This window comes from Micromonospora sp. NPDC050397, from assembly GCF_044901685.1.
Lineage (GTDB): Bacteria > Actinomycetota > Actinomycetes > Mycobacteriales > Micromonosporaceae > Micromonospora_G.
The window spans coordinates 236,629-248,640 of the sequence record NZ_JBJDPS010000007.1 but is presented as its reverse complement, the minus strand read 5'-3'; the positions used below and the strand labels follow the sequence as shown (position 1 = coordinate 248,640).

The 12,012-nt window shown below is 74.1% G+C and carries 11 protein-coding genes and 1 riboswitch; of the genes, 2 read left to right on the top strand and 9 right to left on the bottom strand.

Annotation, left to right across the window (positions count from 1 at the left end):
• Positions 1–38 precede the first annotated feature (38 nt).
• Positions 39–794, bottom strand: a complete 756-nt coding sequence (locus tag ACI2K4_RS24265; RefSeq protein WP_404514371.1) for a cobalt-precorrin-6A reductase — start codon at positions 792–794, stop codon at positions 39–41.
• A gap of 23 nt (positions 795–817) precedes the next feature.
• On the opposite strand from ACI2K4_RS24265, the gene ACI2K4_RS24260 reads away from it, so the two are divergent.
• Entirely contained in the window at positions 818–2,020 is a 1,203-nt protein-coding gene (locus tag ACI2K4_RS24260) for a cobalt-precorrin-5B (C(1))-methyltransferase (protein ID WP_404514370.1), read from the top strand.
• Between the two features lie 46 nt (positions 2,021–2,066).
• Here the strand turns inward: ACI2K4_RS24260 and cobM are convergent, their stop codons facing one another.
• From cobM to ACI2K4_RS24225, 7 genes are read right to left on the bottom strand one after another with little or no spacing between them, the layout of a single operon-like run.
• The gene (gene cobM / locus ACI2K4_RS24255) at positions 2,067–2,810 is read right to left on the bottom strand and encodes a precorrin-4 C(11)-methyltransferase (RefSeq protein WP_404514369.1); all 744 of its coding nucleotides are present in this window, start codon (positions 2,808–2,810) and stop codon (positions 2,067–2,069) included.
• Positions 2,807–4,135 carry a precorrin-6y C5,15-methyltransferase (decarboxylating) subunit CbiE gene (gene cbiE, locus ACI2K4_RS24250; RefSeq protein ID WP_404514367.1) on the bottom strand — a complete coding sequence of 443 codons (1,329 nt, stop codon included), beginning with the start codon at positions 4,133–4,135 and terminating at the stop codon, positions 2,807–2,809. Before cbiE ends, cobM begins: the two co-directional genes overlap by 4 nt.
• Positions 4,128–4,544 (bottom strand): PPOX class F420-dependent oxidoreductase, encoded by a 417-nt coding sequence (locus ACI2K4_RS24245; RefSeq protein ID WP_404514366.1) that lies wholly within the window; start codon positions 4,542–4,544, stop codon positions 4,128–4,130. Before ACI2K4_RS24245 ends, cbiE begins: the two co-directional genes overlap by 8 nt.
• A gap of 60 nt (positions 4,545–4,604) precedes the next feature.
• Positions 4,605–5,021 carry a cobalamin biosynthesis protein gene (locus tag ACI2K4_RS24240; protein ID WP_404514364.1) on the bottom strand — a complete coding sequence of 139 codons (417 nt, stop codon included), beginning with the start codon at positions 5,019–5,021 and terminating at the stop codon, positions 4,605–4,607.
• Positions 5,012–6,478, bottom strand: coding sequence for a cobyrinate a,c-diamide synthase (locus ACI2K4_RS24235; RefSeq protein WP_404514363.1), 1,467 nt, complete (start codon positions 6,476–6,478; stop codon positions 5,012–5,014). Before ACI2K4_RS24235 ends, ACI2K4_RS24240 begins: the two co-directional genes overlap by 10 nt.
• On the bottom strand, positions 6,472–7,074 hold the full coding sequence (gene cobO / locus ACI2K4_RS24230; RefSeq protein ID WP_404514362.1) for a cob(I)yrinic acid a,c-diamide adenosyltransferase: 603 nt from the start codon (positions 7,072–7,074) through the stop codon (positions 6,472–6,474). The genes ACI2K4_RS24235 and cobO overlap by 7 nt, the downstream gene beginning before the upstream one ends.
• Before the next feature lies 1 nt (position 7,075).
• A complete protein-coding gene (locus ACI2K4_RS24225) occupies positions 7,076–9,145 on the bottom strand; it encodes a VWA domain-containing protein (protein ID WP_404514361.1) in 2,070 nt (689 codons plus the stop codon).
• 84 nt (positions 9,146–9,229) lie between these two features.
• Positions 9,230–9,354: riboswitch (cobalamin riboswitch) on the bottom strand.
• Positions 9,355–9,544: 190 nt separating this feature from the next.
• On the opposite strand from ACI2K4_RS24225, the gene ACI2K4_RS24220 reads away from it, so the two are divergent.
• Positions 9,545–10,513 carry a DMT family transporter gene (locus ACI2K4_RS24220; RefSeq protein WP_404514360.1) on the top strand — a complete coding sequence of 323 codons (969 nt, stop codon included), beginning with the start codon at positions 9,545–9,547 and terminating at the stop codon, positions 10,511–10,513.
• 570 nt (positions 10,514–11,083) lie between these two features.
• Here the strand turns inward: ACI2K4_RS24220 and ACI2K4_RS24215 are convergent.
• The gene (locus tag ACI2K4_RS24215) at positions 11,084–11,980 is read right to left on the bottom strand and encodes an SMP-30/gluconolactonase/LRE family protein (protein ID WP_404514359.1); all 897 of its coding nucleotides are present in this window, start codon (positions 11,978–11,980) and stop codon (positions 11,084–11,086) included.
• Positions 11,981–12,012 lie beyond the last annotated feature (32 nt).

Here is a 12,012-nt window from a genome sequence, read left to right as displayed (position 1 = left end):
TGGTTGCCGAAAAGACCTCGGCGCTCGGACGGCGCCCGTCAGCGGTGGCCCAGTCGGGCGGCGAGCCAGGGCAGCACCAACTCGACCCGCTCCACCGTGTCGGTGGCCGGAAGGGACGGACGGTCGACCACCACCACGGGAAGACCGAGCTGTCGCGCGGCGTCGAGCTTCGCGGCCGTCATCGTGCCACCGCTGTCCTTGGTCACCAGCACCTCGATGTCGTGCCGGCTCAGCAGGTCCCGCTCACCGTCCACGGTGAACGGACCCCGGTCGAGCACCACCACCAGGCGGCGCGGCAGTGGCGGCTGCGGCGGGTCGACCGAGCGGACCAGGAACCAGTGCCGGTCCAGCACGGCGAAGGCGGCCACGCTCTGCCGGCCGGTGCTGAGGAACACCCGTTCCCCCAGGCCCTCGACGGTCGCGGCGGCGGCCTCCAGCGAGGGGACGCGCCGCCAGTCGTCACCGGGCCGCGCGGTCCACCCCGGACGACGTACGGCCAGCAGCGGCACTCCGACCTCGGCGCAGGCGGTGGCCGCCGAGGTGCTCATCCGGGCGGCGAACGGGTGGGTGACGTCCAGCACCGCCCCGGCCCGTTCCCGGCGCACCCAGTCGGCCAGTCCCGCCGGACCACCGAAGCCGCCGATCCGGACCTCGCCCTCGGGCAGCGCCGGTCGGGCCACCCGGCCGGCGAGCGAGGTCACCACCCGTAGGTCGGGCCGCTCCCGGGCCAGCAGGGCGGCCAGCCGGCGGGCCTCGCCGGTGCCCCCGAGCAGCAGGACCGTCGGCCGGGTCACCGGACCCCCCGGCGCGTCGATGCGTGTCGGGCAGGCATGCTGGGCCGGTGACGAGCAGCCGGACCTCCACCCCGCTGCGGTACGGCTGGACCACGGGTGCCTGTGCCACCGCGGCGACCACCGCCGCGTACACGGCGCTGCTCACCGGCTCCTTCCCGGACCCGGTGGAGATCGTGCTGCCGAAGGGTCAGCGGCCGGCGTTCGCGCTGGCCCGGGAGGCGTTGAAGGACCGGGTGGGGCTGGACGACCGGGAGGCGTTGGACGACCGGGTGGGGCTGGACAACCGGGTGGGGCTGGACAACCGGGTGGGGCTGGACGACCGGGTGGCGTTCGCCGGGGTGGTCAAGGACGCCGGTGACGACCCGGACGTTACGCACGGTGCGCTGGTCGGCGCCACCGTACGCCCGGCACCGGCCGGCGCCGGCGTGGTGTTCCGGGCCGGGCCCGGGGTCGGCACGGTGACCAAGCCGGGTCTGCCGCTGCCGGTCGGGGAGCCGGCGATCAACCCGGTGCCCCGCGAGATGATTCGCGGCGCGGTGGCGGAGGTCGCCGGCCGGTACGGCGGCACCGGGGACGTGTTCGTGGAGATCTCGGTGGAGCGGGGCGAGGAGTTGGCCCGGCGCACCTGGAACCCACGACTGGGCATCCTCGGTGGGCTCTCCATCCTCGGCACCACCGGGATCGTGGTGCCGTACTCCTGCTCGGCCTGGATCGACAGCATCCGGCGCGGCATCGACGTGGCCCGGGCCGCCGGGCACCGGCACGTCGCCGCCTGCACCGGCAGCACCTCCGAGCGGGTCGCGACCGAGCTGTACGGGCTGCCCGACGACGCGCTGCTGGACATGGGCGACTTCGCCGGGGCGGTGCTGAAGTACCTGCGTCGGCACCCGGTCCCCCGGCTCACCGTGGCGGGCGGGATCGGCAAGCTCGCCAAGCTCGCCAACGGACACCTCGACCTGCACTCCGGCCGCTCGCAGGTGGACTTCCAGGCCCTCGGCGAGTTGGTCGCGGGGGCCGGCGGTGACGCGGCGCTGGTGGCGGGCGTGCGCGGGGCGAACACGGCGCTGGACGCGCTGCGGCAGTGTCAGGCGGCCGGGCTGCCACTCGGCGACCTGGTCGCGGCGGGCGCCCGGAACACCGCGTTGGAGGTGTTGCGCGGATCCGAGGTGACCGTCGACGTGGTGGTGATCGACCGCGCCGGCACCATCGTCGGCCGGACCACCTGACCCGCTGGCCGGTGTCCGGTCGCCACGGGTCGACCCGCCGGTCGGTTCAGGCACGGCAGCGGTCGGCCGAGTAGAGGTGGCTGTCCGGGAACGAGCCGGCGGTGAGGACCGCCCCGACGACCACCACCGCGGTACGGACGATGCCGGCCTGACGTACCTGCCCGGCGATGTCGGCCAGGGTGCCCCGCAACACCAGTTCGTCCGCCCGACTGGCCCGCGCCACCACCGCCACCGGGCAGTCCGCGCCGTAGTTCGGGACCAGCTCCTCGACCAGCTCGTCGATCCGCTGCACGGCCAGGTGGAGCACGATGGTGGCCCGGCTGCGGCCGAGCGTGGCCAGGTCCTCGCCGGCCGGCATCGGGGTGGCGCGGGCCGAGGTCCGGGTCAGGATCACCGTCTGGCCGACGCCGGGCACGGTCAGCTCCCGCCCGAGCGCCGCCGCCGCCGCGGCGAACGCGGGAACACCGGGGACCACCTCGTACGGGACGCCGAGCGCGTCGAGCCGGCGCGTCTGCTCCGCCATCGCGCTGAACACCGACGGGTCACCGGAGTGCAGCCGGGCCACGTCCAGCCCGGCGGTGTGCGCGGCGAGCAGTTCGGCGACGATCTCGTCGAGGTGGAGCTTTGCCGTGTCCACCAGTCGGGCACCGGGCGGGCAGTACGCCAGCAGCTCCGGCGGGACCAGGCTGCCGGCGTAGAGGCAGACCGGGGCGGCGGCGATCCGGTCCCGGCCCCGGACCGTGATCAGATCGGCGGCGCCCGGACCGGCGCCGATGAAGAAGACCGTCATGTTCTTGTCACCGTCCACTGGGTCACCGGCAGCATCGGCCGCCAACCGGTGAAGTTGCCGACCGGCGCCGCCCGTTGCACCGCCAGTCTGGTCAGGTCACCGCCGAGCCGGTCGTACGCCTCGGCGACCACCCGCTCGGACTCCAGGGTGACCGCGTTCGCCACCAGCCGGCCGCCTGGTCGCAACGCCTGCCAGCACCGGTCGAGCAGGCCCGGCACGGTCACGCCGCCGCCGACGAAGACCGCGTCGGGTGGTTCCAGCCCGGCCAGGGCCTCCGGCGCGGCTCCGCGTACGACGCGCAGCTCCGGCACGCCGAGCGCGGTGGCGTTGGCGCCGATCCGGTCGGCCCGCGCCGGGTCACGTTCGATCGCCACCGCCCGACACGACGGGTGCGTACGCAACCATTCGATCGCGATGCTGCCGGCACCCCCACCCACGTCCCAGAGCAGTTGCCCGGGGATCGGCGCCAGCCGGGCCAGCGTGACGGCTCGGATCTCCCGCTTGGTCAACTGCCCGTCGTGGTCGTACGCGTCGTCGGGCAGGCCGGGGACGAGCGGGCGCGGCGGGGCGGCGGGATCGGCGTGGCAGTGCACCGCGACCACGTTGAGTCCGCCGACCGGCTCGTCCCAGCCGGCCGCGGTGCCGGAGCGGATCCGCTCGCCGGGGCCGCCGAGCGACTCCAGCACGGTGAGCCTGCTGTCGCCGTAACCACGGCCGGTGAGCAGGGCGGCCACCTCCGCCGGGGTACGCCCGTCGGCGCTGAGCACGAGCAGGCGACGGTCCGGGTGCACCGAGCGGTGCAGTCGGCCCACCGACCGCCCGACCAGGGTCACCACCTCCACCTCGTCGAGCGGCCAGCCGAGCCGGGCGGCGGCGAGCGAGACCGACGACGGGTGCGGCAGGACCCGTACCCGTTCGGGGCCGAGCAGCCGGGTCAGCGTGGTCCCGACGCCGTAGAACATCGGGTCGCCGCTGGCCAGCACGGTGACCACCCGGTCGGTGTGGGCGTCGAGCAGGCCGGGCAGGGCCGGCAGCATCGGCGACGGCCAGGCGATCCGCTCGGCGCCGACGCCGTCGGCCGGGTCGTCCGGCAGCAGGGCGAGCTGACGGGCGCTGCCGAGCAGCACCTCGGCGCGGCGCAACGCCTCGCGGGCCGCGTCGGTGAGACCGGGCCAGCCGTCGGCGCCGATACCGACGACGGTGACGACCGCCGCCGAGGTCGGGCGCACGGCCGGGTCCGAGGTCGGGCGCACGGCCGGGTCCGAGGTCGGGCGCACGGCCGGGTCCGAGGTCGGGCGCACGGCCGGGTCCGAACGGTCAGACATTGCCGAGGATGCGGGTGACCCGGATCTCGATCACCACCCGCTCCGGGTTCGGACGCGGTTGGCGGTAACGCTGCGCGTAGCGGCGTTCGGCGTCGGCCACGGTGTCGGGGTCGTCGCGGACGACCGCGTACCCCTCGATGGTCGACCAGCGGCGGCCGTCGACCTGGCACACCGCCACCGGCCCGCCGTCGGCGCCGAGGTTGAGCACCTTGCGGGAGGTACGCGACGAGATCACCCGGGCCAGACCGTTCTCGGCGTCGAAGGTGGCGCCGACCGGCACCACGTGCGGCGTACCGTCGGCGCGCAGCGTGGTGAGGGTGCAGAGGTGACGTTCACGCCAGAACGCCGCGAGTTCGCCGTCGCCCGGATCGATCCGGTGGTCCACCCTTCCACCACTACGCTCGGTCATGGTCCCTCCTCGCTGTGCCGTTCCCCGTGGTACTCGTTCTCGCAGGTGGCGACCCTGTTGTTAACCGCCGTGGTGACGGTACGCGTCCGGGTAGCCGGCCGGTCCGGCCACCGCCACGGTCACGTCGCCGTCGACCCGCTTGGTGAGCAGCAGGACCGGCTCGCCCCCGGCGTCGCGTACGGCGCGCAGCGCGGCGGCCTCGGCCACACTCGGCGTACCGGTGGCGGCCCGGACCCGCTCGGCCGGGTGCGGCACCGGCTCGCCGGCCAGCTCCGGCGCCGGGTAGCCGACCAGCCGCCAGCCCCGCCGGTCGGCGACCTCGACCAGCCCGGGTTCCGACGCGCGGCGGTCGATCGTGGCCAGGGCGGTCACCCGGGCCGGCTCCAGCCCGGCCGAGGCGAGTGCGGCGCCGATCGCGGCGTCGACGGCGGCGGCGGATGTCCCCGGTCGTGCCCCGACGCCGACGGTCAGCGACACGCGGCCACCAGGTTCCGGGCCAGCGACGGTGCCCCGGCCCAGTGCAGGTGCAGGTACGAGGCGTGCACGTAACCCGAGACAAAGCCTTCCGGCGCCGCGTCCCGCCAGGCCCACGCCGGTGCCCAGCCCGCGCCACCCGGCCCGGCCAGGGCGCCCGGACGCGCACCGCCTGGACGTGCACCGCCTGGACGTGCACCGCCTGGACGTGCACCGCTTGGAGACACAGCGCCCGGAGGCGCGGCGCCGGCGCGGGGGGTGACGACGGTGCGGTGGAACTCGTGACCGGTGACCCGGGTGCCGGTTGGCGCGAGCACGCTGTCGGTCAACGCGACCGCGTCCCGGTAACCCAGGGTGAGTCGCTCGGTCATCACCGCCTCGGCGTCGAGCACTCCGCACATCGGTGCGCCGTCCAGGCTGTGGCAGAGCCAGAGCAGGCCGGCGCACTCGGCGGCGATCGGGGCACCGGCGGCGGCGAGCCGGGCCACCTCGGCGCGCAGCGGCGCGTTCGCGGTGAGCTGTTCGGCGTAGACCTCGGGGAATCCGCCGCCCACCACCAGCGCCGCCGTGCCGGGCGGCAACTTCTCGTCGTGCAGCGGGTCGACCACGGCCACCTCGGCTCCGGCCGCGCGGAGCAGTTCGGTGGTCTCGGCGTACCCGAAGCTGAACGCCGGGCCACCGGCGACCGCGACCACCGGACGCGGCCCTGCCACCTCTACGGCCGGCGGCTCCCACGGCCGCACGGCCAGCGGCGGCGCGCTGCGGGCCAGCGCGAGTACGTCGTCCAGGTCGACGCTCTCCGTGATCAGAGCGGCCAGCGCGGCGACCGACTCGATCGCCTCGGCGCGCCGCTCCACCGCCGGCACCAGGCCGAGGTGGCGGGAGGGGGCGGCGATCACCGCGTGCCGGCGCAGCACCCCGAGCACCGGCGTGCCGACCTCGGCGCAGGCGTCCCGGAGCAACCGCTCGTGCCGGTCCGAGCCGACCCGGTTCAGCAGCACCCCGGCGATCCGGACCGCGCCGGTGGCGGCCGACCCGAACGAGCGGAAGCCGTGCACCAGGGCGGCGACCGAGCGGGCCTGCGCGGAGGCGTCGACCACCAGCAGCACCGGCGCGTCGAGCAGCGCCGCCACGTGCGCGGTGGAGCCGAAGTCACCGGCGCCGACACGCCCGTCGTACAGGCCCATCACGCCCTCGACGACGGCCAGGTCGGCACCGGTCGCGCCGTGCGCGAAGAGCGGCCCGACCAGCTCCTCGCCGACCATCACCGGGTCGAGGTTGCGTCCCGGTCGGCCGGCGGCGAGCGTGTGGTAACCCGGGTCGATGTAGTCCGGCCCGACCTTGAAGCCGGCCACCCGGACGCCCCGGTCGGCGAACGCGGCGAGCAGGCCGGTCGCGACCGTGGTCTTGCCGTGGCCGGAGGCGGGTGCGGCGATGACCAGTCGGGGTACGTTCACCACTCGATGCCCTGCTGGCCCTTGCGGCCGGCGTCCATCGGGTGCTTCACCTTGGTCATCTCGGTGACCAGGTCGGCGAGGTCGACCAGGTCGGGGTGGGCGTCCCGGCCGGTGATCACGACGTGCTGGTTGCCGGGCCGATCACGCAACGTGGCGACCACGTCGGCGATGTCGATCCAGCCCCACTTGATCGGGTAGGTGAACTCGTCCAGCACGTAGAACCGGTACGCCTCGGCGGCCAGGTCCCGCTTGATCTGGGCCCAGCCCTCGGCGGCCTCGACCGCGTGGTCGCGCTCGGTGCCCGGACGCTGGATCCAGGACCAGCCCTCGCCCATCTTGTGCCAGACCACGCTGCCGCCCTTGCCGCTCTCGCCGAGCGCGCGCAGCGCGGTCTCCTCGCCGACCTTCCACTTCGGACTCTTCACGAACTGGAACACCGCGATCGGCCAGCCGGCGCTCCAGGCGCGCAGCGCCATCCCGAACGCGGCGGTCGACTTGCCCTTACCCTGGCCGGTGTGTACGGCCAGGACCGGTTGCCGGCGCCGCTCGCGGGTGGTGAGACCGTCGTCGGGTACCTGTTCCGGCTTGCCCTGGGGCATGTCAGGCCGCCTTTCGGAGAGTGTGCAGCGCGTCCAGCGGGACGCAGTCGGCATCCAGCGCGGTGGCCAGCCGTCGGGCCAGGCCGAGCCGGATCGGCCCGGACTCGCAGTCGACCACCACCGAGGCGACCTCGGCCAGCGCCGGGACCACGGTCAACGGGTCCGGGCCGCTGGTCGCCCGCCCGTCGGTGACCACGACCAGCAGCGGGCGGCGGCGTGGGTCGCGGCGACGCTCGCTGTCCAGGGTCCGGGCGGCCTGGCGCAGCCCGGCGGCGAGCGGGGTCCGGCCGCCGGTGCGCAGCTCGGCGAGGCGGAGCACGCCGACCTCGTGGCTGGCGGTCGGCTCCAGCACCGTACTCGCCCCGGTGCCCCGGAACGTGATCATTCCGATCTTGTCCCGCCGCTGGTAGGCGTCACGGAGCAGGGAGAGGACGGCGGTCTTCACCACCCGCATCCGGCGGCGGGCCGCCATCGAGCCGGAGGCGTCCACCACGAACAGCACCAGGTTCGCCTCGCGGCCGACGTGCACCGCCTCGCGCAGGTCCCCGGCCGCGACCGAGCGGGCACCCCGACGGGCCGCGGCGAGCAGGGTGGCGGGCAGGTGCACGCTGGTCAGCCGCCCGGTCGGCAGCCGGGCGCCGACCACCCGGCCACGCCGGGCGTACGCCGGGGAGCGGCGCCCGGCGTGCGCCCCGGCGCCTCGTCCGCGTACGGCCAGCGCCCTGGTCCGGTACGGGCTGGTCGCCGCGACCGCCGGCTGGTTGCCGGCGCCGGCCTGCTCGGGTTGCTGCTCCGGCGATGCCTGCTGGTCCGGGCCGGTCGACTTCGGTCCGGACCCGGGTGGCGGTGCGGTGTCCGGCGTGTCGGAGCGGTCCGGGACCTGCTCCGGTCCGGCCGGTGGACGGCCGCCGCCGGGACCGTTCGGAGGTCCGTTCGGAGGGCCGTCCGGAGGGCCGTCCGTCGGGTCGGACGGGTTGTCGCCGGGTGGGTTGTCGCCGGGACCGCCGTCGGAGCCGTCGTCCGGTCCGGCCGGCGGCTCGGGCTCCGGGTCCGCGTCGCCGCCGTGCTGCCGGAGCAGTTCCTCCAGCTTCTCCTGGTCGGTGCCGGGCGGGTCCAGCGGGTCCCGGCGCCGACGGTGTGGCAGGGCCAGCCTCGCGGCGGCGGCCACGTCGTCGGCGGTGACCCTGTCCCGGTCGTGCCAGGCGGCGAGTGCCACGGCGGTCCGGGCCACCACGATGTCCGCGCGGAGCCCGTCGACCCCGTACGCGAGACAGATCGTGGCGATCCGGTCCAACTCGGCGTCGGGCAGCCGGACCGAGGGCAACCGCAGTCGGGCGACGGCGATCCGCCCGGCGAGTACGGCGTCCTCCTCCACCCAGCGCGCCACGAACCCCACCGGATCGGTCTCGTACGCGAGCCGACGGCGTACCACCTCGGCCCGCGAGCCCGCGTCGCGCGGGGCGGCCACCGCCACCACCAGCCCGAACCGGTCCACGAGTTGCGGGCGGGGCTCCCCCTCCTCCGGGTTCATCGTGCCGACCAGCAGGAAGCGGGCGGCGTGCTTGACCGACACCCCGTCCCGCTCGACGTGTGCGCGTCCCATCGCGGCGGCGTCGAGCAGCAGGTCGACCAGGTGGTCCGGGAGCAGGTTGACCTCGTCGACGTAGAGCACCCCGCGATGGGCGGCGGCGAGCAGGCCCGGCTCGAACGCCTTCACCCCGTCGGCGAGCGCGCGTTGCAGGTCCAGGGTGCCGACCACCCGGTCCTCGGTGGCGCCGACCGGCAACTCGACCAGGGTGGCGCGGCGGCGTACGGCGGCGGCGCCGGGCTCGTGCGGGCCGTCCGGGCACGCCGCGTCAGGATTGACCGGGTCGCAGGCGAACCGGCAGCCACGTACCACGTCGACGTCGGGAAGCAGCCCGGCGAGGGCCCGTACGATGGTCGACTTCGCGGTGCCCTTCTCGCCGCGTACCAGCACCCCGCCGATCGCCGGGGAGACCGCGTTGAGCAGCAGGGCCAGTCGCAGGTCGGGCAGGCCGACAACGGCGGAGAACGGGTACGGCGGGGTCATCGCCCACTCAGGCGCGCAGAAGCCATGCTCATGTCCCTTCCGCGGGTGTCCACGCCCGCGTTGGCTGGGTGGTGCGAGCGGTCGGAGTCTCCTGACTCCCGGATCGACGCTTCCCCCCGACCTTCCGGCCGTTCGGCCGTGGCCCGTACGTGAGAGGTCACTCCCCGGTCACAGTGGCGGGACCGTCCCGGACTCGCACCGGGTTCCTCCGCGCACCGCTCGTGCTGGCCATGCTGTCCCACCGACCGGCCCCCCGTCAACGTGACCACCACGACGGCACCACCTCACGCCACCCCCACCCCGCCCCTCACGCCCCGCCCCTCACGCCGCGCCCCGCCCCTCACCCGATCGATCATGAAGTTGTCGCACGGATGGCGGACGAACCCCTGCGATAACTTCATGGTCAACAATTTTGGGCGGGGGTGCGTGGTGGGGCGCGGGAGTTGGGGGCGGTTGCTGCTGCTGGCACTGATCTGGGGCTCCGGATTTCTCTGGATCAAGCTGGCGCTGCGGGGGTTCACCCCGGTCCAGATCACCATCGTCCGGCTCCTGCTCGGAGCGGCGGTGCTGGCACCCATCGCACTGGCGCGAAGAATGCCCGTTCCGTCCGGGAGCCGAACCTGGTTCCACCTCGTGGTGGCGGCCCTGCTCGCCAACGTCGTGCCGTACACCCTGTTCGGGATCGGGCAGCAGACGATCGACTCGAACATCGCCGGCGTACTGAACGCCACCACGCCACTGTGGACGGTGGTGATCGCGCTGCTCGCCGGCGGCGAGCAGCGGGTGACCCTGGGACGGGCGAGCGGTCTCGCGGCCGGCTTCGCCGGGACGGTGCTGATCTTCACACCGTGGGAGTCGGCGACCGACGTGGCGAGCTGGGCGGGTCTCGCCTGCCTCGCCGCTTCCGCGAGTTACGGCGCCGGATACGTCTACATGGGTCGCTACCTCACCGGCCGGAACATCCCGCCGATTATGCTGTCCGCCTGCCAACTGGCGGCCGGCGCCGCCGTACTCGCGCTCGCCCTGCCCTTCGGCGGGCTGACCGCGCCGAACTGGAGCGCGGTGCCGGTCGGCAGTCTCCTCGTCCTCGGCACGGTCGGCACCGGACTGGCGTACGTGCTGAACTACCGACTCATCGGCGATCTCGGGTCGACCGCCGCCTCCACCACCACGTACCTCCTGCCGGTGGTCGCGGTGGTGCTCGGCGCGCTCGTCCTGGCCGAGCCGGTCACCCTACCGATGCTCGCCGGCATGGCCCTGGTCCTGACCGGGATCACCCTCGCCCAACGACGGGCCCCCGCTGCCGTCGCACCGCCGAGGACACCGCTTGCCACACCTCGGGAGAACCCCCGCGGCCTGCCGGAGTGACGTTCCGGGCAGGGCTTTCGCAGCCCACCTGGGATCGGATCTCGGGGCCAGGGGCCGTGACCTGTCCGGCAAGAGAAAGGTTCCAATCAGCATTGCCGGTATTCGACAGATCGCTCTCCGAAAGGTCCAGGGAACAGCAACCGGTCATGTTTTCACCATGCGGGAAACCGGGTCAGGGGTGAATACGGCATTCATCCACACTCACTCCGTGGAGATGCTTTCCAACCCCGACGCACGATCCGTACCGTAGCGAGTGGGCAATTAACGAAACGGACGGCACCCGCGCCAACGGATGCCGTCCTACTGACTCCAATTCGGCCCTCACGAAGCCCAACTGAAGGAGTTCCTATGACCGTACCAAACGGCGCTCCCGCTAGCCAGGACCAGCGGGGAGTCGATCCGCCACGAGCCGTCTCGTACATCGAGGCCGTCGGACGCCTTCTCTTGGCAGTCGCCTCCTTCGTCGCGGCAGTCACTCCTGTCGTCCTTGAACTGATCTGAACCCGCGAATCCTGCCGGCCTGAACCCGACAAACCTGCTGGCATGCCGCTCACGGACGTTGGCGCGGAATCAGTGCTCGATTTTCGCGCCAACTTCATGAGCAACAGATTGTGCCGGGATACCGGTGATCTCGACGTCCACCGCCAGGAGGGCACCGTCCAGCGGGCCTCGGGGATGCAGGGCGTGGTGCGCGCTGGTTATGAAGAGGCGACGCAGGTCTGGGCCGCCGAGGCAGACGCTGGTCGGTTGGGCTACCGGCAGGCGCAGTTCGCGCTCCAGGGTGCCGTCGGGGCGGTAGCGGCGGACCGCGTAACCACCCCAGAGGGCGACCCAGAGGTGTCCCGCCGCGTCGACCGTCATGCCGTCGGGCGCCCCCTCGGCTCCGGCGAGCCGGAGGAACGGCGTACGGCCGGAGAGGCCGCCCGTGCGGGGGTCGACGGTGAAGCGGTCCACCTCGCCCCGCGCGGTGTCGGCCAGGTACATGGTGGTGCCGGCGGCGTCGAACGCGGGGCCGTTGGTGATGGTGAGCCCGGTGACCGCCGGGGTCGGTGCGCCCGTGCCGTCGTACCGGTAGAGGGTGCCGGCGCCCGGGGTGGCGTCGTAGGCCATGCTGCCGGCCCAGAACCGGCCGTTCGGGTCGGCGACCGCGTCGTTCATCCGGGCCGGTGCCGGATTCTCGCTCTCCAGGTTGGCGAGCTGCCGGGAGCCGCCGTCGCCGCTGAGCAGAGCCAGTCCGGTGCCGGTGGCGGCCACCCAGTCACCCGGCCGGCCGGCGACCGCCGCCACCGCCCCGATCGGGGCGTCCAGCCGGCGCAACTCGCGCAGCGGCGCCGGGGCGTCGCCGCTGGTCTCGTACAACCGGCCGGCGAGCAGATCGACCAGGACCAGTCGGCCGTCCACCCAGCGGGCACCCTCGCCCAACTCGAACCGGTCGTCGCTCCACGGGGTCGGCTCGGTGAGCCGCATCGTCTCCTCCAGAGGGGTGCACGGTGTCGTAA